General features: G+C 59.2%; 22 protein-coding genes. 11 read left to right on the forward strand and 11 right to left on the reverse strand.

Annotated elements, in window-relative coordinates; all coding sequences use genetic code 11:
- Both fmt and def read right to left on the reverse strand, forming a co-directional pair.
- Positions 1-936 (reverse strand): methionyl-tRNA formyltransferase, encoded by a 936-nt coding sequence (gene fmt / locus FIV08_RS00155; protein ID WP_152436950.1) that lies wholly within the window; start codon positions 934-936, stop codon positions 1-3.
- 80 nt (positions 937-1,016) lie between these two features.
- Positions 1,017-1,523 carry a peptide deformylase gene (gene def / locus FIV08_RS00160; protein WP_152436951.1) on the reverse strand — a complete coding sequence of 169 codons (507 nt, stop codon included), beginning with the start codon at positions 1,521-1,523 and terminating at the stop codon, positions 1,017-1,019.
- Positions 1,524-1,819: 296 nt separating this feature from the next.
- On the opposite strand from def, the gene FIV08_RS00165 reads away from it, so the two are divergent.
- From FIV08_RS00165 to FIV08_RS00200, 8 genes are all read left to right on the forward strand, one after another.
- Entirely contained in the window at positions 1,820-2,836 is a 1,017-nt protein-coding gene (locus tag FIV08_RS00165; RefSeq protein WP_061331396.1) for a LysM peptidoglycan-binding domain-containing protein, read from the forward strand.
- A gap of 84 nt (positions 2,837-2,920) precedes the next feature.
- On the forward strand, positions 2,921-4,066 hold the full coding sequence (gene dprA, locus FIV08_RS00170; protein ID WP_152436952.1) for a DNA-processing protein DprA: 1,146 nt from the start codon (positions 2,921-2,923) through the stop codon (positions 4,064-4,066).
- Positions 4,067-4,111: 45 nt separating this feature from the next.
- Positions 4,112-4,684, forward strand: coding sequence for an L-threonylcarbamoyladenylate synthase (locus FIV08_RS00175; protein WP_152436953.1), 573 nt, complete (start codon positions 4,112-4,114; stop codon positions 4,682-4,684).
- 8 nt (positions 4,685-4,692) lie between these two features.
- Positions 4,693-5,622 carry an oxygen-dependent coproporphyrinogen oxidase gene (hemF, locus tag FIV08_RS00180; protein ID WP_152436954.1) on the forward strand — a complete coding sequence of 310 codons (930 nt, stop codon included), beginning with the start codon at positions 4,693-4,695 and terminating at the stop codon, positions 5,620-5,622.
- The gene (aroE, locus tag FIV08_RS00185) at positions 5,612-6,439 is read left to right on the forward strand and encodes a shikimate dehydrogenase (RefSeq protein ID WP_152436955.1); all 828 of its coding nucleotides are present in this window, start codon (positions 5,612-5,614) and stop codon (positions 6,437-6,439) included. The genes hemF and aroE overlap by 11 nt, the downstream gene beginning before the upstream one ends.
- 35 nt (positions 6,440-6,474) lie before the next feature.
- Positions 6,475-7,248 (forward strand): motility protein A, encoded by a 774-nt coding sequence (locus FIV08_RS00190; protein WP_152436956.1) that lies wholly within the window; start codon positions 6,475-6,477, stop codon positions 7,246-7,248.
- Positions 7,249-7,251: 3 nt separating this feature from the next.
- A complete protein-coding gene (locus tag FIV08_RS00195) occupies positions 7,252-8,085 on the forward strand; it encodes a flagellar motor protein MotB (RefSeq protein ID WP_072675831.1) in 834 nt (277 codons plus the stop codon).
- A gap of 109 nt (positions 8,086-8,194) precedes the next feature.
- On the forward strand, positions 8,195-8,512 hold the full coding sequence (locus tag FIV08_RS00200; RefSeq protein ID WP_072675830.1) for a PA4642 family protein: 318 nt from the start codon (positions 8,195-8,197) through the stop codon (positions 8,510-8,512).
- A 20-nt stretch (positions 8,513-8,532) separates the two neighbouring features.
- On the opposite strand, the gene FIV08_RS00205 is transcribed toward FIV08_RS00200, so the two are convergent.
- The 6 genes from FIV08_RS00205 to FIV08_RS00225 all read right to left on the reverse strand — a co-directional run bounded on the left by FIV08_RS00205 (position 8,533) and on the right by FIV08_RS00225 (position 15,216).
- Positions 8,533-8,988 carry an Hsp20/alpha crystallin family protein gene (locus tag FIV08_RS00205; RefSeq protein ID WP_152436957.1) on the reverse strand — a complete coding sequence of 152 codons (456 nt, stop codon included), beginning with the start codon at positions 8,986-8,988 and terminating at the stop codon, positions 8,533-8,535.
- A gap of 155 nt (positions 8,989-9,143) precedes the next feature.
- Entirely contained in the window at positions 9,144-10,712 is a 1,569-nt protein-coding gene (locus FIV08_RS00210) for a sulfatase (protein WP_152436958.1), read from the reverse strand.
- Complete coding sequence (locus FIV08_RS00215) at positions 10,712-12,289, reverse strand: glucan biosynthesis protein (RefSeq protein WP_152436959.1); 1,578 nt, start codon at positions 12,287-12,289, stop codon at positions 10,712-10,714. Before FIV08_RS00215 ends, FIV08_RS00210 begins: the two co-directional genes overlap by 1 nt.
- Positions 12,268-14,472 (reverse strand): glucans biosynthesis glucosyltransferase MdoH, encoded by a 2,205-nt coding sequence (mdoH, locus tag FIV08_RS00220; RefSeq protein ID WP_152436960.1) that lies wholly within the window; start codon positions 14,470-14,472, stop codon positions 12,268-12,270. The genes FIV08_RS00215 and mdoH overlap by 22 nt, the downstream gene beginning before the upstream one ends.
- Positions 14,369-14,614 carry a hypothetical protein gene (locus FIV08_RS19650; RefSeq protein WP_172972227.1) on the reverse strand — a complete coding sequence of 82 codons (246 nt, stop codon included), beginning with the start codon at positions 14,612-14,614 and terminating at the stop codon, positions 14,369-14,371. Before FIV08_RS19650 ends, mdoH begins: the two co-directional genes overlap by 104 nt.
- Positions 14,615-14,676: 62 nt before the next feature.
- Positions 14,677-15,216 (reverse strand): gamma carbonic anhydrase family protein, encoded by a 540-nt coding sequence (locus FIV08_RS00225; RefSeq protein WP_106694563.1) that lies wholly within the window; start codon positions 15,214-15,216, stop codon positions 14,677-14,679.
- Between the two features lie 201 nt (positions 15,217-15,417).
- On the opposite strand from FIV08_RS00225, the gene prlC reads away from it, so the two are divergent.
- Both prlC and FIV08_RS00235 read left to right on the forward strand, forming a co-directional pair.
- Positions 15,418-17,463 (forward strand): oligopeptidase A, encoded by a 2,046-nt coding sequence (prlC, locus tag FIV08_RS00230; protein ID WP_152436961.1) that lies wholly within the window; start codon positions 15,418-15,420, stop codon positions 17,461-17,463.
- Between the two features lie 57 nt (positions 17,464-17,520).
- On the forward strand, positions 17,521-17,772 hold the full coding sequence (locus FIV08_RS00235) for a YheV family putative zinc ribbon protein (RefSeq protein WP_152436962.1): 252 nt from the start codon (positions 17,521-17,523) through the stop codon (positions 17,770-17,772).
- Between the two features lie 135 nt (positions 17,773-17,907).
- Here FIV08_RS00235 and FIV08_RS00240 read toward each other — a convergent pair whose 3' ends face one another.
- From FIV08_RS00240 to FIV08_RS00250, 3 genes are all read right to left on the reverse strand, one after another.
- Positions 17,908-19,122, reverse strand: a complete 1,215-nt coding sequence (locus tag FIV08_RS00240; RefSeq protein WP_152439549.1) for an IS256 family transposase — start codon at positions 19,120-19,122, stop codon at positions 17,908-17,910.
- Between the two features lie 367 nt (positions 19,123-19,489).
- Complete coding sequence (locus tag FIV08_RS00245; protein ID WP_061331384.1) at positions 19,490-20,812, reverse strand: Na+/H+ antiporter family protein; 1,323 nt, start codon at positions 20,810-20,812, stop codon at positions 19,490-19,492.
- A 114-nt stretch (positions 20,813-20,926) separates the two neighbouring features.
- Positions 20,927-21,157 carry a DUF1653 domain-containing protein gene (locus FIV08_RS00250; RefSeq protein ID WP_061331383.1) on the reverse strand — a complete coding sequence of 77 codons (231 nt, stop codon included), beginning with the start codon at positions 21,155-21,157 and terminating at the stop codon, positions 20,927-20,929.
- A gap of 161 nt (positions 21,158-21,318) precedes the next feature.
- On the opposite strand from FIV08_RS00250, the gene FIV08_RS00255 reads away from it, so the two are divergent.
- Entirely contained in the window at positions 21,319-23,118 is a 1,800-nt protein-coding gene (locus tag FIV08_RS00255) for a sensor domain-containing diguanylate cyclase (protein ID WP_152436963.1), read from the forward strand.
- Positions 23,119-23,121: the final 3 nt, after the last annotated feature.

The following is a 23,121-nucleotide window of genomic DNA, read 5'->3' on the forward strand; positions in this document are numbered from 1 at the left end:
TCAGTTCAGCTCCTGGCCGGGCAGTAGCACCTGCTTGCCGCCGTTGATCAGGTCGCTGATGCTCTGGGCTTTGCTGCCGGGCAACTGGACCGAAGTGACTTTCAGGGTGCCGGTGCCGCAGGCGACTTCAACGCCTTCTCTCTCGCGACTGATCACGGTGCCTGGCAGCTTGTCGCTGCTCTGATCCAGTGCGCTGGCCTGATGAAGGCGGATGCGTTGCTCGCCGAGATCGGTAAAGGTGCCGGGCCAGGGGTTAAAGGCACGAATCAAGCGTTCGATCTCGATGGCGCTGCGGGACCAGTCGATGTGGCCTTCTTCCTTGGACAGTTTGTGGGCGTAGTTGGCGTCGGCATCGTTCTGTGGCTCAGGGGCCAGCTCGCTGTTTGCCAGTTGCACCAGGGCTCCCACAATAGCTTTGCCGCCCATGTCCGCCAGGCGGTCATGCAGGCTGCCGCCGGTGTCGTCGGCATGGATCGGGGTGCTGGTTTTCAACAGCATATCGCCGGTATCCAGGCCTTCGTCCATCTGCATGATGGTAATGCCGGTTTCGGGGTCGCCGGCGGCAATGGCGCGCTGGATCGGGGCGGCACCTCGCCAGCGTGGCAGCAGTGAAGCGTGGATGTTCAGGCAGCCGTGGGTGGGGATATCCAGCACGGCTTTGGGCAGGATCAGGCCGTAAGCGGCCACAATCATCACATCTGGCTTTAACGCAGCAAGTTCCTGCTGGGCGTCTTCCGGTTTCAGGCTGACCGGTTGGAACACCGGAATGCCGGCGTCCAGGGCGACCTGTTTGACCGGGCTGGGCATCAGTTTGCGGCCCCGGCCGGCGGGGCGGTCTGGCTGGCTGTAGACGCCCACCAGGTTATAGCCGGCTTCCAGAAGGGCTTTCAGGGCGGTGGCGGCAAAATCCGGCGTTCCGGCAAAAACAATGCGCACGGTGGTTGCTTCTCTGTGTCGTTGATACGAAAAAACCGGGTCGTAACCCGGTCTGAATTCGGTTCTGTGCTGTTGGCGCCTCAGGCGCTTTGCTTGTGGAGCTTTTCCAGCTTCTTGCGAATGCGGTTACGCTTGAGCGAGCTGAGGTAGTCCACGAACAGCTTGCCGTTCAGGTGGTCCATTTCATGCTGGATGCACACCGCCAGCAGGCCGGTAGCCTCGAGTACAAAGTCTTCACCGTTACGGTCTTTGGCGGTAATCCGGCAGTGTTCGATGCGCTTCACGTCTTCATAGAAACCGGGAACCGACAGGCAGCCTTCCTGCATGGCTTCCAGCTCACCGTCCAGTACTTCTACTTTCGGGTTGATGAACACCCGGGGCTCGCTCTTGTCTTCCGACAGGTCCATGACGATGATCTGCTTGTGCACATTGACCTGAGTAGCCGCCAGGCCAATGCCGGGGGCATCGTACATGGTCTCGAACATGTCGTCGATCAGCTTGCGGATGTCGTCGGTCACTTCGTCCACCGGCTTGGCGATGGTGCGAAGGCGCGGGTCCGGATACTCAAGAATCTCTAAAATCATAATGCTTTGGCTTCTCTGAAATGCGACGGCGGTCTGCGCAAATTTTCTCCACGAATCTATGATGGGGAGAACGTAATGGCTCTATTATCCGATAAATTGTCGATTGAGTACAAACTGATCAGTTAATAGTTAAAATCTTTCAGCCATACTGAAGAATTTACTGGAAGAACAAAAGATAACATCACAAATACCCGAACATCTTCTATAGTAACGGGAATAACAACGTAATAAGCTGCGGGGATACCGCTGCGACGTTACCCAACGCAAAGATTCAAGGCACGCGATCAAGGATATAGACAATGAGGAAATTGTTGTACGCTCTGGCAGCGACGGCGCTGCTGTTTACTTCCTGGGCCCAGGCACAACCGGAGCTCAGGTCTGATCATCCTGAGCGTTACACTGTCGTCAAGGGGGACACCCTTTGGGACATTTCAGCGCGATTCCTGAACAACCCCTGGTACTGGCCGGAAATCTGGCACGTTAATCCGCAGGTTGCCAACCCCCACCTGATTTACCCGGGTGATCGCCTGGCGCTGGTGTACATCGATGGCAAGCCCCGCATTACCAAGGTGTCTACCAGCGATGTCGTCAAGCTGTCACCGCAAATCCGCTCCGAAGCGATCGACACCCCGATTCCAGCCATCCCGCTGGATGCCATCAGCAGTTTCCTGACCGACACCCGCATTGTCTCGCCGGCTGAAATCAACGGCGCACCTTACGTGCTCGAAGGTGAAGATGGTCGCATCATCACCGGTGCCGGTGACCGGGTTTATGCCCGTGGCCAAAAGCCGGCCGACCGGGTTGGCGTTTTCCGTCGGAGCAAGGAATTTGTGGATCCGGAAACCGGTGAATTCCTGGGGCTGGAGGCACGCAGCATTGCCAAGGGTAACATTACTGCGGAAAACGGTGATGTACTGACCATGACCCTGACCCGTTCCAGCGAGGAAGTGCGCATCGGTGACCGCCTGCTGGTCAACGAAGATCGTCGCCTGACCACCAACTTCGTGCCCAGCTCTCCGGATGAGGAGATCGAGGGCCGGATGATTTCCGTGGATGGTGGTGTTAACCAGATTGGTCAGTACAACGTGGTGGCTATCAACCGCGGCGAACGTGAGGGCCTGATGCCGGGCCACGTGCTGGCAGTGATGAAGAGCGGTAACCTGGTCCGTGACCCGGTCACCGGTGAAACCATTGAGCTGCCGTCCGAGCGGGCTGGCCTGCTGATGGTGTTCCAGTCTTACGAAAAGATGAGCTATGGCCTGATTCTTCAGGCGACTCGCCCGCTGGCGGTGGGTGATCGGGTCAAGAACCCCTGATCACCCCTGTATGGGCTTGTCTGTAATGAGATAGAATGGCCGGGCCGGAGCGCCCGGCCATTATCGTTTTCAAGGATGAAAAAGATGTCTGCACCTACCTGCCTGGAATCGGCCAGCGACCGCTGGCTGCTGTTGTCTCTTTTGCCCCGGTTTGGCCTTCGCCTGCGTGAGCGGATACACGCGAATACCGAACAGCTGACCGATATTCTCGACATGAATGCCGCCACCCTGAAGGCCCTGGGCCTGACCACCGATGCCATTGAAGCGGTGATGGCCTGGCAGGCCGACGATTCCGGGCACCCGGTCATTGTAGAGGCCGGCCGCATTCGCTCGGCCAGTATGGCCTCCGGGATCTTCCTGATGGGCTATGGAGAAGCCGGATATCCGGATGCACTCAGGCATATTCATAACGCCCCGTTGTTGCTGTACGGTCGGGGTGATCCCGACTTACTGCGCAAAGACCAGCTTGGCGTTGTCGGCAGTCGCAATGCCACCCGGGCCGGACTTGAGCATGCTCGGCAGTTTTCGGCAGAACTGAGCCGGCGTGGACTTCTGATCACCAGCGGCCTTGCCCTGGGTATTGACGGTGCCGCCCACGCCGGCGCTCTGGATGCTGGTTTTCCGACCATTGCCGTGGTGGGCTGTGGTCTCGACCGGTTGTATCCGGCGCAGCACCGAAAACTGGCCGAGCGCATTATTGAGCAGGGGCTTATTATCTCGGAATACCCGCCCGGCACACAGGCCCGGGCCGCCCATTTCCCGCAGCGGAACCGGATCATCAGTGGCCTGAGCCGCGGCGTGCTGGTGGTTGAGGCAAGCCTCCGTAGCGGCTCGCTGATAACGGCCAGAACCGCGCTGGAACAGGGGCGCGAGGTGTTCGCCATTCCCGGCTCGGTGCACAGCCCGGTGGCTCGGGGTTGTCACCAGTTGATCAAACAGGGCGCAAGGCTGGTGGAGACCGCTGATGACGTTCTGGAGGAACTGGGCACCTGGTGGTCGATGCAGCCCGCATCGGAATGTGATCAAACCGGCCCCGCAGAGCAGGATTTGTCCGGGTTGGACAGTCGGGAAATCGCGGTGCTTGAGGCTTTGGGGTATGATCCACAATCTACCGATGCACTGAGCCAGGCTACGGGTCTGCCAGCGGATCAGCTGATGCAGTCTTTGTTGCTGCTGGAGCTGGAAGGGTTGGCTAATTCCGCTCCCGGTGGTTATCTCCGGGCGGGCTGACGGTGCATTATTTGGGTTCGACCAACCGGATAGTACAATTTCGTTATGTCAGCGACGTCTCCCCTGCATTCATGGCAGCTCCATTGTGCCCGCCGCACCGTTCTGGCCGGCGGCGTTATTGCCTATCCCACCGAGGCCGTCTGGGGGCTGGGATGTGATCCCTGGAACCGCGAGGCGGTTGAGCGCATCCTCGAATTAAAGCAGCGCCCGATGCACAAGGGCATGATTCTGGTGGCTGCGTCTATTGATCAGGTGCGCTTTCTGCTTGATCCTCTGCCCCGGGTACTGCAATGGGAAGCCGAGCAGCACTGGCCAGGTCCGATTACCTGCCTGGTACCGGATGTGCTCGAGCAGGTGCCGGACTGGGTGCGCGGCAAGCATAGCACCATTGCGGTTCGTGTCAGTAACCATCCGGTTGTTCAGGCTCTGTGTAATGCTACTGGTATGCCGCTGGTGTCCACGTCCTGCAACCCCGCTGGCCGGGCGCCGGCCCGCAGCATCTGGCAGGTACGCCGATACTTTGGTGGTGAGCTGGACCGCATTGTGCCTGGAGCACTGGGTGGCAACCGCAAGCCCAGCCGAATCATCGATATTGTTACCGGAAAACAGTTTCGCTAGGAGATTGCATGTCACAGCAGCCGGATACCCAAGCCGTTAAAGACTATCTGATCGGGCTTCAGGAGCGCATCTGTCAGCGGCTTGAGGCGGTTGATGGCGGGGCAGCGTTTATCCGTGACAGCTGGCAGCGCCCGGAGGGTGGCGGCGGTATCAGCCGGGTGATCAGCGGTGGCAAGGTGATCGAGAAGGGTGGTGTGAATTTCTCCCACGTGATGGGCGACACCATGCCGGCTTCCGCCACCGCGCATCGACCCCAGCTGGCCGGTGCACCCTGGCAGGCTATGGGCGTGTCACTGGTGATCCATCCGGAAAACCCCCACGTGCCGACCTCCCACTCCAATGTGAGATTCTTCATCGCCACGCCGAAAGATGCCGAGCCGGTGTACTGGTTTGGCGGTGGCTATGACCTGACGCCCTACTACGGCAACCAGGAAGACTGCGTGCACTGGCACCAGACCGCACGCAACGCCTGTGCCCCGTTTGGGGATGACGTCTACCCCCGGTTCAAGCAATGGTGTGACGACTATTTTTATCTGAAACACCGGCAGGAACCCCGGGGTGTGGGTGGGTTGTTCTTTGACGATCTCAACACCGGAGATTTCGCCCGGGACTTTGCCTTTATGCAGGCCGTGGGCGACAGTTATATCGAGGCCTACGAGCCGATTGTGCGGCGCCGGATGGCCCAGCCCTGGGGCGAGCGGGAGCGGGAGTTCCAGCTCTACCGCCGCGGGCGCTATGTGGAGTTCAACCTGGTGTACGACCGGGGCACCCTGTTTGGTCTGCAATCCGGCGGCCGCACGGAGTCCATTCTGATGTCGCTGCCACCGCTGGTGCGCTGGGATTATGACCGGCAGCCGGTGCCCGGCAGCGAAGAAGCCAGGCTGACAGACTACTTCCTGACGGGCCGTAACTGGCTGGAGGGCGCCAATGACCAATGAACTCTACGCGGTGGTGGGTAACCCCATCAGCCACAGCAAGTCCCCCAGGATTCACAGTCTGTTTGCCTGCCAGACCGGCGAGCCGGTGGAGTACACCGCCATTCAGGCTCCGATTGATGAGTTTTCCGCCACCGTGCGGCATTTTTTCGACCGGGGCGGCAAGGGGTTGAATGTGACGGTGCCGTTCAAGGAACAGGCTTGGACCCTGGCGGACCACCGAACCCCACGGGCCGAAAAGGCAGGTGCGGCCAATACCCTTTACCTGGATCAAGAAAACGAGCTGGTGGCCGATAACACGGATGGCGTTGGTATTGTCCGTGATTTACAGAACAATCACGAGGTGGCGCTGAATGGCTTGAAGGTGCTGGTGCTTGGCGCTGGCGGTGCCGTTCGGGGCGTAATTGGGCCGATACTGGCCGAACAGCCGGCAGCGTTGACTATTGCCAACCGAACGGTGGCCAAGGCGGAGGCGCTGGTCAGGCTGTTTGCCAGAGAAGCGGGCGCCACGGTCTTGAATGCCTGTGGATTCGAGGCGCCGGATCAACCGTTTGATCTGATCATCAACGGCACCAGCGCCAGCCTGCAGGGCGATTTGCCACCGGTATCGGCAAATGTGATCGGGCCGGCTACGGTGGTGTACGACATGATGTATTCTTTACAGACCACCACGTTCAACCAGTGGGCCCTGGATCACGGTGCCCAACGGGTATTTGACGGTCTCGGGATGCTGGTGGAACAGGCCGCAGAGTCATTTTTCGTGTGGCGGGGCGTGCGCCCCGAGACCGCACCGGTCATTGAAGAGTTGAGAACCGACTGAGGCTGCGTTTCCGGGCCGTTCAATAAGGGTTGTTGATGGACATTCTCACGCTTGTCGGGTTGCTTGCCGGAATTCTGATTGTGGTTCTGGCCATGTTGGCTAACGCCACCGCACTCACCTTCCTGAACCTGCCCGGGCTGGCCATTGTTCTGGGTGGCACCTTTGCGGTGACGCTGATCAAGTTCCGCATGCCGTCGGTGGTCAGCGCCTTCAAGCTTGCCATGCGCACCGTCTTCACTGATCGCCTGCCACGGCCAGCGGAATTGATCCGGGAAGTGGGCGTGCTGGCTCGGGTGGTCCGCAAAGAGGGTATCCTGGGCCTGGAAAACCATGAGACCGACGACGAGTTCCTGCAAAAAGCCATCAACCTGTGTGTGGATGGTCATCCACCGGAGCTGGTGGAGGAAGCCCTGCTGCAGGAAACCCAGCAAACCGCAGAGCGTTATGAAGTGGCTGAGCGGGTGTTCCGGGGTATTGGTGAATCCGCGCCCGCCATCGGTATGCTGGGTACCCTGGTAGGGCTGGTGCAGATGCTGAACACTCTGGATGACCCTTCCTCCATTGGCCCGGCCATGGCCATTGCGCTGCTGACCACCCTCTATGGCGCCTTTATTGCCCAGCTGATCGCCTTACCCCTGGCAGACAAGCTGCAACTCAAGGCGGAAGACGATTCTCGCAACCAGATGCTCATCATTACCTCCATCAAGAGCATCATGCGCGGCGAAAACCCCAGGGTCATGACAGAACTGCTGTCGTCTTATGTGACACCGGAACACCGGACCAACCTGGAACCGGAGCGGGAGGCCTGAGGTTTGCAACCGGCGCGGCCACTGAAGAAAAACGCCCTTAAAAAGCGTACGCCCGACTGGATTGTCACCTTCGCGGATCTGGCAACCCTGTTGCTGACGTTTTTTATCCTGCTGTTGTCGTTCGCCGAGATGGATATCGAGAAGTACCGCGCCATGGCGAACTCCATGTCCCTGGCGTTTGGTTCCAGCAATGTGGTGGCCGAAGACATCGGCGGTACACCCCTGACCCTGATTGAAGCCGATACCGTATCGCTGCCGGAACCTTCTGAAAACCTGCAGGACCAGCCGGAGTTCATTGACGAGCGAACCGAGCGTTCGGAAACGCGACAGATTCCCGGTGGCGTTCTGGACCTGGCCGGTCGCTTGATCCAGGAACTGGAAGCAGAGGTGGCTGCGGATACCTTGCACGTAAACTATGACGAAGATCAGGTGGTAATTCGGTTTTCCGAGGAGGCCACCTTCCGTTCCGGCGATGCTGCCATCATGCCCGGAATGATTCCGATCATTGAACGTGTTGTTGAGGTTCTGGCGTCTTGTACCGGTGATGTGGTGGTATCAGGCCACACCGACGATGTGCCGATTTCCAGCGGCATGTACCGATCTAACTGGGATCTGTCGGCGGCTCGCGCCGTGTCTGTGGTGCACGAGCTGGTATTGGACCGCCAGATTCCAGCAGATCGTGTGGTGGCTGCTGGCCGTGCAGAAACTCGCCCTCTGATGCCCAACGATAGCGCTGAAAACCGCGCGGTTAACCGCCGGGTCGAAATTGCTGTTCGTAACCCGGAGTGTGACGCCGCCGTCCCTACCCGTGATTTGCCTGTGGAAATCCTGCCCTGATTGCTTATAGCTTGAGCGTAGATTCTCATAGTGCATTCATATAAGTGATGCAGATTCAAAGCCTTATACTGTGCCGCTCAAACCTTGGCAGATAACGGGAGTTTTCAGCATGAGCGGACCAGATAAACCAAAGGTTATTGGAGAGGAGTGGAGTGACGAGCGGGTTAAAAGCTTTCTCGATCTGTCACCCTGGGACAAGAACCTGAACCCGGATCATTTCGTGCTGATTCGTGCCTATGAGTCCATGCGTGCAGGTGATTTCGAACGGTTTTTGGCATTCTTTGTGGAAGCCGGCCGCGACCTGAACGCCGAAGATGAGCACGGCCAGACTATCCTGGACCGGGTGTCACAACACCGTCGCAGCGGTGATTACGCTCAGGCTCTGGAAAAAGCCGGCGCAAAACAAAAGGCAACGGCCGGGAACTGAGCCCCGGCCCGAACATCGCCTTACTGCACTTCTACTTCGATGGCTTTGGGCTCTTTGGGTTCGGCCTTTTGGATGCTCAAAGTCAGCAGGCCGTCCTTGAAGCTGGCTTTCACGCTGTTCTCGTCCACATTGTCCGGCAACGTGAATCGGCGCAGGAAGCTACCATAGACCCGCTCGATGCGATGGTGCTTCTTGTCACTGGACTCTTCCTCATGCTTGCGCTCGCCCTGAATGGTGAGCACGCCATCGTGTACTGTCACCTTCACATCGTCCTTGTTCATGCCGGGTAATTCGGCTTCCACAGTGAAGGCTTCGGCCGTTTCCTTGATATCCACAGCCGGAGCCCAGTCGCTGCGACTGAACAGGTCTTTACCTTCCCGTTCGCCATTGGTGCGTGCTACCCCAAACATCCGGTTGTAGCGGTTCATCATGTCCTCGAATTCGCCGATCGGATTCCAGCGGGTCAGATTGCTCATAGGGAACTCCTCCTTTAACGATGTCGAACCTGAGATTGTCTTCAGCTTCGCTCGCGGAACAGCTCCAAACCGGTGGCGCCAGCCGGATGGACTCCGTGAACTTCTGCTATTCACGAATATAGGTTCGGCCGGTACCTTTTCAAGTGCTCTACTGGTTACTTTTTGACCTGCATCAAGGGCGCTCCGGGTTCGCCAAACTGGGTCAGCAGAAATGCCCGAAATCGGCTCATGGGGGCGCCATCGGTGTGCTCGTCCGGCAGGGTGCCCGGTTGGAATCCTGGCAGGTCTCCGTTCAGAAAGGGGGCTACCAGCGTCGGGTTGCGGCTGATGACGTGAATGATCACATCCCTGCTGGCATCGTCTCCGGTGATGAGCGGCGCCGGCTGGTGATCACCGAGGATGAACAGCAGGGTCTCGTCCGTCAGGTAGCGAGCGGCGTAGTCTCCGGCGACGGCCAGGGCGTAATCGATGGCCTGGATGTAGTGCTCCCGTACCCGCTCCGGATCTCGCCAGAGCGAGGCGGGGGCTTCGCCAGCGCCCTCCCATTGCTGGAAAACCTGGCCATCCCCGATGCTGTCCCAGTCGTCCAGCACCGGAAGTATCGGCACCCAGGGTGCGTGGCTGCTGATCAAGGCCAGCTCCGCAAAAACCGGGGCTGGCGTTGCCTGTCTAAGCTGTTCGAACCGGTGCCAGGTGAACTGATCGGGCATGGTGACCCAGTTGAACGCTGGCCCCTGGTAACCGAGCGCGTCTTGATCATAGATGCGGTGGTAGCCAAATAGCTGACCTTCCGGCCACTCCCGGGTGATGGCGGGCATCACCGCCATGGTCTGATGCCCGGTCACCCGGAAATCATCAATTAGCGTGGCGTAGTTGCTGCTCAGCAGCGCTTCATAGGCAATCTGGGTGTTGATCCACTGCCCGCTGAGCACCGAGAGATGACCGAGCCAGGATTGCCCGCCCTGGATAGGCGCTTTAAGCCGCCCCGTGGCGACGGTCAGGCCGGCGTTATCGAGCTGTTCGGCCAAGGTGGCCAGCCTGGGGCCCAACACCGGCCGGTAACGTTCGTCGGTAAGCCCGGAGATGCCGTAGGATTCCACGAAGGCCAATACCACATCGGTATTGGCCAGGCCCGGCAGTGCGCGGGGTTGCCGGCTGGCGGTTGGTTGTTGTTCCAGGCCGGCACGAAAAGCCGAAGTGGCCTGGTGTGTGTGCAGGATCAGCGATCCCTGGTTGGCAACGAAAGCCAGGGCTGGGCTCCCCACCCAGGGTGTCAGCACCGTCAGTGTTAGCAGTGTTACGGCGCTGACCCAGAGAGCCCGCCCCCGCACGGGAACCGCTCGGGCAAGGTGCAGTCCGAGCCAGCGAAACAGCCAGGCCACCAGGGCTGCGGCAAAGATCAGTGCGATAACAACCAGCACGGCGCCCGGAATCCCCAGATTGGTGCGGAGCAGATGCCAGGCGGCATCCAGCAAACCCACTTCCAGATACAGATTCAGGCCCCGCCCCAGGCTCTGACGGACCAGCGCATCGGCCGCAATCAGCCAGACCACCAGGGCGTAAATGCCTGAAAACAGCATCGCCAGTCGGTCACGTTGGTTGGGTAGTTGGTGTAACAGCCACCAGATAATCAGGGCTTCCAGCGCGAGCCATGGCGCCGGGCCCGGAAGTGCCAGGGCGGGCAGCAGCAACAGCCCGTTGAGCAATACAAAGGCGGCCAGCATCAGAACGATCTGGCCTCGGGCGGTGGTGGCGTGTACTGGTACAGCCAGGTTTCAGTCAGTGCCTGGGGGCCTATTCTCAGGTAAAGGCGCAGGTCTATCGGGCTGGTGTCATCATCCGGAATCAGATCAAACATTGCGCGGAAGCCGTTGATGGCGTGCAGCGGCCTGGCCGATACCAGTTCTACCTTGCCCCGGCTGGCACTCACGACTGCCTCGACCCCGGCATGACGGTCCATCATTGAAAGGCTCCCGCCGGCAAAGTCCACCGCAAAGCGCCGGGAAAAGTAGGTTCTGGGTTGACCGATGACGCCGCCAACCCCGGTGCGGGTGGCGACCACGGCGCCAAGCTCCGGATTTTGATCCGGCATGGTTTCGCCCCAGGAGAGCCGGTACCCGATGGGGTAGGCTTCTCCGGGCCGCCAGGACTCCTTCGGATTCCAGAAGGCCACGATGTTGTCAAAGGTTTCATCGAGTGTCGGAATCTCCACCAGCATCACGGCGCCCTCGCCCCAGTTACCTTGGGGGGTTACCCAAAGACTGGGCCGCTGTTCGTAAAACACGCCATCATCCTGGTAGTTGCTGAAATCCCGATCCCGTTGCAGAAGGCCAAATCCCCGGGGTTGGTAATCGACGAAATGGCTGACCGTCAGTTGCTGTGGATTGGTCAGGGGGCGCCAGATGCGCTCGCCGTTGCCGGTCCAGATCGCCAGGCCATCGGAATCGTGGATTTCCGGGCGCCAGTCATTGGCCATGCGCCGATCGTTTTCGCCGGTCTGGTACATGCTGGTAAGTGGTGCGAGCCCGAAGCGTGTCAGCTCCTTGCGGGGGTAAAGGGTGGCCTCCACGTCCATGGTCAGGTTGGCGCCAGGATGAATCACAAACCGATAGGCGCCGGTCACACTGGGGGAATCCAGCAGGGCATGGACGGTCAGTGACAGGTCGCCTTCGGCTGGGCGTTCAAGCCAGAAGGTAGTGAAGCGAGGAAATTCCTCGGGCTGCGGCAGCCCGGTATTGATCGCCAGGCCGCGGGCTGACAGACCGTACTGGCGGGACTCCCCCACCGCCCGAAAGTAGCTTGCGCCCAGAAACGCTGCGATGTCCCGGCTGAAGTCCTGGTGGAAATGCACGCGGAATCCGGCGTAGCCGAGGCTGTCCGGCAGGTCATCAAACGCGTCATTGTCGCCATAGTCGAAGTTTTCGTTCTGGTAGGGCAAGGCGTGGGCCCTGCCATTGACCACTTCGTAGAAGTGCACGGGCTCCTGGAAGTACAGGCCCAGGTGAAAGAACTGGAGTTGAAACGCGCTGTTCCGGTGGCGCCATAGCGCCTGGTCTGGCCGGTAACGTATGGCTTGATATTGGTCCCAGTCCAGGGATTGCAGGCTTGGCGGCAGGGGGTTCTGGGGGGCGCGGTACGGTTTGGCCGCCAATGCCCGGGCGTGTTCCCGGAGCCAGCGGGCACTGAAAGCCTGTCCGGAGGAGCCGACAACGCTGGCCAGCGCGCGCCCGGTACCAGACAGGGCAAGAGGAACACCGGCGGCCAGTGCCAGGCTGAATTTCAGGAGGCGACGCCGATCCATGGGGAGTGCTCCGGTTGGGTTTTGTGAGTGCGGGTAGCGGTTTGTATTGGCCCCAGGTTCAAGCCCAGACGGGCAAGTGCCCCACCCCAAGGTGAGTCGGGCTCAGCCTGCCAGGCCTTGAGGTGCAGCGATTGCATGGCCTCTGGGTGTTCGCATAGCAGGCTGATCTGGCTGCCAGTGAGTGCGCCGGGGCCCTGTGCTGCGCACTGTTCAACCAGGGCATTCAACACCCGTTGCTTGCTTCCCCCGGAGGGGCCGGGTTGGCGTTGCCGCCAACAGTGGTAACGCGGTGATAGTACTGTCTGCTCGAACCAGCTCAGTAATGGCAGGCGATTGCTCTGCGGGTGGTCCATCGAAGCGCGAGTGATGACTGGCACAGGGGATGCCTGTTCGGGAATGACCATTTGTTGGCCTGAGCCCGTGCCCGCCAGCCAGACAGTGAGTAACGGCGCAATCAGCACCGGAATCGTGACCGGCAGGGCCCAGGGTGTCAGGTTCGGGCTGTACCATTGGATCAGAACCAGTACGCCGGCGCACACCAGTGCGGGCCCGGCAAAGTGCTGAAGCGCTTGTGCCAGCCCACCGGCCCCGGTTCGATTCTGGCCCTGCCAACGCAGGCTGCGGTTGAGGACCGCACCGGCCACATGGCCGCTGTGGGCGATCATTCGAATGGGTGCCAGTATCAGAGACACCAGGGTTTCAATCACCGTGCTTGCCGCCATTCGCCAGCGGCCACCATACAATCTTGCCCGCCCGGCAAGTCCTTGGTCCAGCAGCGCCAGTGTCCTCGGGCCCAATAGCGTTGTTACGGTGAGCCCGATCAGGCAGGCGCCGGCAAGGCTCCCGTTGGTGGACGACACCCCGATCAGCCCGGGCAACGGTTGGCTGCCCGGTGTTCCCGCCATGGTGAGGTAGCCAGACAAGCCAAGAAACGCTAACCACAGGGGTGAGGCCAGATAAGACAGAATGCCAGTGAGTAGCGCCAGGCGATGGGCAAAACGCAGCTTGGTCATCGTGAGCAAAGGGACCAGGTGCTGCAGGTTGCCCCGGCACCAGCGACGGTCGCGAATCAGGTCGTCTTCGAGAGTGGGTGGTGATTCCTCATAGCTGCCGGCGATGGCCGGTTCCAGCCACACCTCGAAACCGGCGCGGCCCATCAGCGCAGACTCAAGATAGTCATGACTCAATACCGGGCCACGAAAAAGCCCCCAACCCCGTAACTTTCGCAAACCGCAGTGGGCCATGAACGGTGCTACCCGGATAATGGCATTGTGGCCCCAGTAATTGGCATCACCCAGCTGGATGGCTGCCAGGCCGGCACTGTGGATTCGGCCATAACACCGGTTGGCAAACTGCTGCAGCCGGGCAAAGCGGGTACCCGCACGCGCCAGCCTGGGTGCGGTCTGGATAATGCCGGCCTGGGGCCGCCGTTCCATCAACTGAACGAGTTTTTCAATCGCAGGGGCTGTGAGCAGGCTGTCGGCGTCCAGCACCACCATGTAACGGTATCGGGCGCCCCATCGTCGGAGGAAGTCGGCGATGTTGCCGCTTTTAAAGTTCAGGTTCACTCGACGGCGGCGGTAAAAAAGCCGGTTGCCGGTAGCCATACCGGCGCTCAGCTCGGCACAGGCCGCCTGCTCCTCAAGCCAGACTTCCGGGTCTTGACTGTCAGACAACACATAGACATCAAGTTGGTTGCGCCAGCCCTTGTCTTCAAGCTCTTTATACACAGCCTGAAGATTACCGAGGGAACGTTGTACCGGTTCGTGACAGACTGGCATCACCAGCGCCAGCCGGCCTTTGAATGGCCCGGCGCCTGCACACCCTGAGAACCGGCGGCTGAGGCTGTGGGGATCGCCCCCGCGCCTGAGCATTGCGAAGCCGAACACGGCGGTCCAGAACCCCAGTCCTATCCAGGTGAACAGAATGGCGAACAGGCCAGCCAACACCATAGCCGGCCATCCCTCCTGGGTCAGTGGCAGGCTGTGGGAGAGCAGCCAAACGCCGAACGATGTCTGCCCAAGCACCAGTAGTGCAAGCATAGCGCGCCGTCGGTAGGCGACCGGCTGCCAACAGAATTCAGTCACCCTGGTACCCGATCCGGCCCCGGGAAAGCTTTGGCGGGGTAGCTTGGTGTTTGTCAGTGTCTGTCGAAAGAGAACGCTGAATGGCAGGCAGAACATGGCTCAGATTTGCATTGCCCGCCCCGTAACGATAACGGTCAACCAGGTCTTTCACGCAGGACAAAGCAACGGGGCAGTCGTCGTGCTTTACCGCACGAAGATACAGTAATGCACGTTGATGGGTGGTGTCTGTCAGATCCACGGTTGTCTCCCGGCTTGTAACGGCTCGGAAACATACGGAAGTGTCCCGGTATTCAGACCACTTTATGACGCGTCATTAAGATACTGGTCTTTGAGCTTAACGTAGTTGGCTGCGGTGTATTTGAAGAACGTGCGTTCCTTGTCTGACAGCGCCCGGGCCTGCTTACAAGGCGAGCCCACGTAAAGGTAGCCGGATTCCAATCGCTTGCCCGGTGGCACCAGGGTACCGGCCCCGATAATCACTTCGTCTTCCACGATGGCACCATCCATCACCGTGCAGCCCATGCCCACCAGCACCCGGCTGCCAATGGTGCAGCCATGCAAAAGAGCTTTATGACCAACGGTCACATCATCACCAATGATTAACGGCCAGCCGCCAGGGTTGAAGTCGCTGGCATGGGTGATATGCAGAACGGAGCCATCCTGAATGCTGCAGCGGTCGCCGATGCGGATTTTGTGCATGTCACCGCGGATGACGGTCATGGGCCAGACCGAGCAGTCTTCACCCATCTGGACATCGCCGATGACCACGGCGCTCTCGTCTACCCAGGTCCGCTCACCAAATTGTGGTGTGATACCCTTGTGAGTTCGTACATTTGCCATTACATATACCTCAATGCTGTCCAAATACGGTGCAAGGCGCCGGTGGGGGATGGCTTTCAGAAACACGCTCCTTCGGCACATCCATGTGGCGCTTGGGCTCCGCCATCCATGGCTCCGCACAGTTTCTGAAAGCCATCCCCCACCGGCACCCCGTAGCTTGGTGCAAGCTATCTTATTCACGAACAGCTGAGAAGGGGACTTATGAATAACCCGCTTTTGACAGATGACTTGTTGCCGAAGTTCGGTCATATCCGCACCGAACACATGGAGACAGCCATTGACCAGATTCTCAGCGAGAATCGAATGAAAATTGCCGAGCTGTCCCAGCAGGAAGATCCCACCTGGGACACTCTGGCCCAGCCGATGCAAGCGTTAGAGAACAAGCTCAGCAACGCCTGGTCGGTCATTTCGCACCTGAACGGCGTGATGAACAACGACGACCTGCGCAAGGTGTACAAGAACTGTCTGGAAAAACTGACCGAATACAGTACCGAAGTCAGCCAGAACGGTGCCCTGTGTGAGGCATACAAGAAACTGGCGGCAAGGGATGACTTCAAAGATCTGAGCGAACCCCAGCGTAAATCCATCGAGAACGTGTTGAGGGACTTCCGCCTGGGCGGGGTCGACTTGCCGGAGGACAAGAAGAAGCGTTACGCCGACTTGTCCCGGGAGCTGGCGGAGTTGTCCAACAAGTTCAGTGATAACGTGCTGGATGCCACTCAGCATTGGTTCAAGCAGATTACCGACGTGGACGAGCTGTCCGGCCTGCCGGAAACTGCCATTGAGGGCGCCAGGCAGGCGGCGCGGCAGAAGGACCTGGATGGCTACGTGATCACCCTGGATTTCCCCAGTTTCTACCCGGTGATGACCTACTGCAACAACCGGGAACTGCGCCGGGAGGTTTACGAGGCGTTTGTGACCCGCGCCTCAGACCAGGGCCCGGATGCGGCTACCTGGGACAACACACCGGTAATGGCGGAAATCCTCAAGCGTCGTCATGCGTTGGCCCAGTTGCTGGGTTTTGATAACTACGCCGAGCGTTCCCTGGCCACCAAGATGGCCCGGAGTGTGGACGAGGTGCTGGAATTCCTGAACCAGCTGGCGGCCAAGTCCAAGCCCCAGGCAGAGAAGGAGTTCGCCGAGCTCAAGGGGTTTGTTAATAACGACTTCGGCGTGGACGACCTGCAGGCCTGGGACATTGGCTACTACAGCGAAAAGCTGCGCCAGAAGCAGTACGACATCTCCCCCGAAACCCTGCGCCCCTGGTTCCCTGTGGATAAAGTGGTGCCGGGCCTGTTCCGGGTAGCAGAGAAGCTGTTTGATATTCAGATTGAAGAGCATGCGGAAGTAGAAACCTGGCACGACGACGCCAAGGCTTACTGTATCAGCCGCAACGGCCAGCCCATCGCCTGGTTCTACCTCGACTTGTTTGCCCGCCAGGGCAAGCGTGGCGGAGCCTGGATGGCCGACTGCCGGGTGCGCTGGCGCAACCAGCGTGGCACGCTGCAGCTGCCGGTGGCATTCCTGACCTGTAACTTCACCCCGCCGGTGGATGGCAAACCGTCTCTGCTGACCCACGACGAAGTCACCACCCTGTTCCACGAGTTCGGCCACGGCTTGCACCACATGCTTACCCAGGTTGAGGTGATGGACGTATCCGGCATCAACGGCGTGGCCTGGGATGCCGTCGAACTGCCCAGCCAGTTCCTGGAAAACTGGTGCTGGAACCCGGAATCCCTGGCCCTGATCGCCAGCCACCACGAAACCGGAGAGCCGCTGCCGGAAGATCTGCTGCAGAAACTGCTGGCGGCCAAGAACTTCCAGTCCGGCATGGGCATGGTGCGGCAGCTGGAATTCTCGCTGTTCGACTTCCGCCTGCACGCGGAATTCACCGACGTGGCCCCCACCAATCCGTTGGATATGCACCGCAAGGTGCGGGAAGAAATCGCCGTGGTCCAGGCGCCGGAGTTCAACCGGTTCCCCAATGGCTTCTCCCACATCTTCGCCGGTGGCTATGCGGCCGGCTACTACAGCTACAAGTGGGCGGAAGTGCTGGCAGCTGATGCCTTCTCCCTGTTCGAGGAAAAAGGCATCTTCGACCCGGAAACCGGCCAGGCCTTCCTGCACAACATCCTTGAAAAAGGCGGCTCCCAGGAGCCCATGGAACTGTTCAAAGCCTTCCGGGGCCGTGAACCGCAGGTGGATGCCCTGCTGAAACAATCCGGCATCACGGACGAAGCTGCCTGATACAATCCACCCCGGTTGTCGTATCGGCAACCGGGCGTGTGTTACTGGAGTAGAGTTATGGCAAGTCCGAAACGCTTCATCGCCGGCGCCGTGTGCCCCCGCTGCGCGGAGATGGACAAAATCACGATGTTCACCACCGATGCCGGTGACCAGATTCGCGAGTGTGTGGCCTGCGGCTATACCGATGCCTTGTCTGACCAGCCGCAGCCGGAGGCTCCGGAGATTGAAACGCGGGTGAACAAGAAGGCCAACACCGATGACCATACGGTGAAGCAGGTGGTGTTTTTTAAGGCTGGCTCTGAGGACTGACCTTGTTTTGGAGTTTGGCCTTGTGGCCTGCTGGTTTGGGGATGGGCGGGTAGTCTGCTTGATTGGCGAATGGTCGGGGTTCGGGAGAGGGTTCCAAAAGAGCCTGTAAATAAATCTGTGTAACTGCCCACCCCATTACAGGTGGCCGTCCAGGCGGTCACCGAATTCGATAATAAAGCGATTCAATGCCGGCTTCCAATCACGGATCGGCATGGTCCATTTCTTTGAGGCCTGCTGGATCGCCAGGAAGGCCACTTTCAGGGCCGAGTCATCACTTGGGAACAGCTTCCGGCGCTTGGTGGCTTTGCGGATGACACTGTTCAGTGACTCAATAGCATTGGTGGTGTAGATCACTTTCCGGATCGCCGGCGGGTACTCGAAGATGGTGATCAGGTTCTCCCAGTGGCTTTGCCAGGAACGAGAGATCTGTGGGTATTGGCTGTCCCAGCGCTCTCCAAAGGCCGCCAGTGCCTGCCGGGCTTCATGTTCCGTGGCGGACTGATAGATCTGCTTCAGATCGGACGTCACAGCCTTGTAGTCCTTCCAGGACACGTAGCGCAGCGAATTGCGAACCATGTGCACGATGCACAGTTGCACCTTGGTTTGGGGGTACTCAGCGGCAATGGCATCCGGGAACCCTTTGAGGCCATCCACACAGGCGATCAGGATGTCCTCCAAACCACGGTTCTTCAGTTCCGTCAGTACCGATAGCCAGAACTTCGCACCCTCGGTTTCGGCCAGCCAGAGGCCCAGTAACTCTTTCTGGCCCTCCATGTTGATACCCAGGGCCAGGTATAGGGACTTGTTGATGACCCTCTTGTCCTGACGAATTTTCAGAACGATGCAGTCCAGATAGACGATGGGGTAGATCGGATCAACAGGGCGATTCTGCCACTCGTGAACCTGATCGATCACACGCTCCGTCACCTTGGACACCAGAGTCGCCGAGATGTCGGCGTCGTACATTTCCTTGAAGGCGTCTACGATGTCTCGGGTGCTCAGGCCCTTGGCGTAAAGCGCTAGGATCTGGTCATCCATCTGAGTCAGGCGGGACTGGCCTTTACGGACGAACTGAGGCTCGAAGGAACCGTCCCGGTCCCGAGGAGCCTGTATCGGTACTTCGCCGTGTTGGCCCTTCAGGCGCTTGGCAGAATAGCCGTTACGGCTGTTGCCGGTGCCACGGCCTTCAAGAGCGTGCTTCTCGTATCCAAGATGCTCATCCAGTTCGGCGTTGAGTGCGGTCTCGACGGTGAGCTTGACCAGCTGCTGTGTGAGGGCTCCGAGATCTTTTTCAGACTTGATGTCTTTGGCCAGCTCGGCGGCCATGGCTTTGAGTTTTTCTTGGTCCAATTGCGTACCCACGATGGTATCCTTTTGAAAAGATTACTCAGTCGTGGGCAGTTACACAATTTGGTTTACAGCCTCTTCCAAAACGGAAAACGTGGTTTTCCTGATTGTTTTGGAACCCTCTCCCGAGCCCCTTTTATTTGGCTTGTTTAGAACCGCTTGGGTGCTAGAGTTCCAAAGAATTTGGTGAAGTCTGGCCCTGTGCTCTGCGCTTTTATAACGATTCCTGTAAAGATCAACGTTTGGGGTTGGTGGGGGGTGTCAAAACAATCAGGAAAACCACGTTTTCCGTTTTGACACCCCCCACCAACCCCAAACCACCCACTAAAAACCGCAGGCTACCAAAAAGGCGACGATCACCAAAGATCGATCAAAGCACCATAGCCGCCAACCACCCAAAGGCGAGCAGCGGCAGGTTGTAGTGCAGGAACGTCGGCACCACGGTATCCCAGATGTGGTTGTGCTGGCCGTCCACGTTCAGGCCGGCAGTGGGCCCGAGGGTGGAATCAGACGCTGGTGAACCCGCATCACCCAGAGCACCAGCGGTGCCGACCAGGGCCACAATGGCCAGTGGGCTGAAGCCCAGTTGCAGCGCCAGCGGCACATACAACGCCGCAATGATGGGAATGGTGGAGAACGACGAGCCAATACCCATGGTAATCAGCAGGCCCACCACCAGCATCAGCAGGGCCGCCAGCGCCTTGTTATCACCGATGGCGGCCACCGAACCCTCCACCAGGCTGGCGATCTCGCCGGTTTCCCGCATCACTTCCGCGAAGCCGTTGGCGGCGATCATGATAAAGCCGATCATCGCCAGCATCTTCATGCCCTCGGTGAACAGGTCATCCGCTTCCTTCCACTTCACCACGCCGGAAATGTTGAACAGCACGAAGCCCGCCAGGGCGCCCAGGATCATCGAGCCCAGCCAGAGCTGCACCACGAAGGCCACGGCAATGGCCACCAGCGCCATCACCAGGGTTTTGGGGCTGTACTTCACATCCACCCGCTCGGTGCGTTCGATGAGTTTCATGTCGTAGCCCCGGCCGCCCCGGTAGCTGAAGAACACGGCAATCAGCAGGCCGATGAACATACCCAGGGCTGGCAGGGCCATGGCGGACATGACGTTCAGCTCGCTGGCATCCACGCCGTTATCGCCAACATTGGCCAGCAGGATTTCGTTCAGGTAAATGCCGCCGAAACCCACCGGCAGGAACATGTACGGGGTAATCAGGCCAAAGGTGAGCACGCAGGCCACCAGCCGGCGGTCCATGTTCAGTTTCGCCATCACGTACAGCAGTGGCGGAACCACCAGGGGAATGAAGGCGATGTGGATTGGCAGGATATTCTGGGACGAGATGGCAATGGCCAGCAGCAGGCCGATGATCATGAACCGGATGCCGGTGGCGGCGCCGCCCTCCTCCTGTCGGCCGACGATGGCCAGGGCCTTGTCGGCCAGGGCGTGGGCCAGGCCGGACTTGCCGATGGCCACGGCGAAGGCACCCAGCGTGGCGTATGACAGTGCCACGGTGGCACCGCCACCCAGGCCGGTGTTGAAGGCATTGATGGTGGTTTCCAGAGACATTCCTGCCACCAGGCCACCGGAAATGGCACCAATGATCAGGGCGACGACAACGTGGATGCGGCACAAGCTCAGCACGAGCATGATCAGTACCGCGGCAACAACGGCATTCATGGCAAACTCCGGGTAGGAATTGAAGATTTACCGGCGCCTTTTGGGCACCGGCAGCACGAAAAGTGCGCTAATGTGCAGGAAATGACTGCGGCAGTCAAAGCGGTTGTGTAACGATCACTCGGTGTCGAGGCGGGCGAACCTGGGGACCTGTTCACCGGCCAGTTCCACGGTTTCCCGGAACATTGCCAGCGGCCTCACCCAGAGGCTGTAGTCCCCGTAAAGGCAGCGGTACACCACCAGGGGTTCCTCGGTCTCGCTGTGCCGGGCTACGCCAATGACCTCGTAATCCTTGCCTTTGTAATGGCGGTATCGGCCGGGGGTGATGGGGTGTTTTTTGTCAAACATGCCTTCCTCTCAGGTGGTAACCGGGGATTACCCCTTAATTTCGGCGGACTCCCGCGCCAGTTACGTCTACACTTAACTCAGACGCTGGGGTTTGGATCTGTAGCCGTGCAGCCGTTCCCCAGTGTAGTTCAAGACTCCAGAGCCGGGAATAACAGACAAGAATGAAAGGCCCTTTTCCGCGCACCATATGCCAGCTTTTCGGGCTGTTGCTGTGTGTTGTCAGCTTCCGGGTGTTTGCAGAGCCCGTGGGATTTGACTGGGTTGAGGTGCCCGAGGACAACCTGACCGTTACCCAGGTACAGCAACTGCCTGATAGCCAATGGCAATACAATAGCGCTGCCAGGGTGCTGAACCAGGGCTTCAGCAATGGTGCGTTCTGGCTGAGGGTGCCGATTACGCCGGAGCCCGTCAACCGGGTGCTGGAAATCGCCTATCCGTTGTTGGATGAGGTATCCGTTTACTGGGAACTGGACGGCCAGATTGTCGAATCTCACCACACCGGAGACACCCGGCCATTCGATACCCGGCCGATCATACATCGCAATTTTGTGTTTCTGGTGCCGTCGAACACCGAGCCCGTCATCGCCTGGGTAAGGGTGAAAACTCAGGGAGCGGTGCAAGTTCCCATGGCGGTTACGACATCAGCCCGGTTTCTCGCCAACGAGCAGTTTTCCTATGGCTGGCAGGCCATGTTTCTGGGCATCGTGGTGGCTTTGTCGTTTTATAACCTCTTTCTTTTTGTCATCGTTCGCCACACCACGTACCTGTGGTATGTGCTTACGGTTATCTCAACCGGCATGATCCAGCTAAATTTTAATGGCTTGCTATTCCAATGGATCTGGCCTGATCTACCCGGCCTCAACCGCTACTTTACGGTGCCGGCGATCAGTCTTGGCATGTTTTGCGCCGTCATGTTTACCATCAAGTTTCTGGCGGTGCGCCACTACAGTCTCTTCAGCTACCGCATCCTGCAGGGGGTGATCGGCGCCTGCAGTTTTACTTTCTTCTACGGTGTGTTTGGTCCTTATCAAAGTGGCATTGCTCTGGTCAGCGGGATCGCTGCTTTTGCAACTCCGGCGGCGTGGCTGATCGGGCTGTATGTCTGGCGTCAGGGACAAGTGCTTGCGGGGTTTTACGTGCTTGCCTGGACGCCTCTGCTGGTGGGCCATCTGGTGCTGGCGGTCAGTAAGCTAGGCTGGATACCCACCAGTCAGGTCACCGAACTGGTGCCGCAGGCTGGGGTGGCGATTGAGGCTATTCTGCTATCGTTCGCCCTGGCCTACCGGATCAATATGGAGCGTCGCCGCCGGCAGGAGGCACAGGAGCATGCACTGAAAGTGCAGCAGCAGGCCAACCTGACGCTGGAAGCCCGGGTGAGAGAGCGTACCGAAGAGCTGGAGCGTGCCAATGAACAGCTCAAGGCAATTAGCCTGACCGATGGCCTTACCCACGTGGCAAACCGCCGCCGGTTTGATGAGAAACTGGAGATTGAGTGGGGCCGTGCGCTGCGCCATGAGCACGAGCTGAGCTTGCTGTTACTGGATATTGATCACTTCAAGCGGGTCAATGATGAGCTGGGGCATCTGACCGGCGACGATTGCCTGGTGGCACTTGCCGGCATTTTGCAGGCGGAAGTCCAGCGGGCAGGTGACCTTGTGGCACGTTACGGCGGTGAGGAGTTTGCGATACTGCTACCAACCACCGATTCCGCGGGCGCCCTGTTAGTGGCAGAGCGCATTCGTAAGGCGGTTGCGGGAACCCCTGTGGCCACCAAAGAGCAGGATGCGCCGGTGCCACTGACCATCAGCGTTGGTGTGGCAACCATGCTACCGGCGAGAGGCGTCAGCAGCCCAGAGCTGGTGCGCCGCGCCGATGAAGCACTCTATGCCGCCAAGGACAATGGCCGGAACCGGGTGGCGGTTTGGCAGCCGAAAGTGCCGGCCCCCACCGCCGATTCCTGAGCG

Origin of the sequence: Marinobacter sp. THAF197a, assembly GCF_009363275.1 — a bacterium.
Taxonomy (GTDB): Bacteria; Pseudomonadota; Gammaproteobacteria; order Pseudomonadales; family Oleiphilaceae; genus Marinobacter.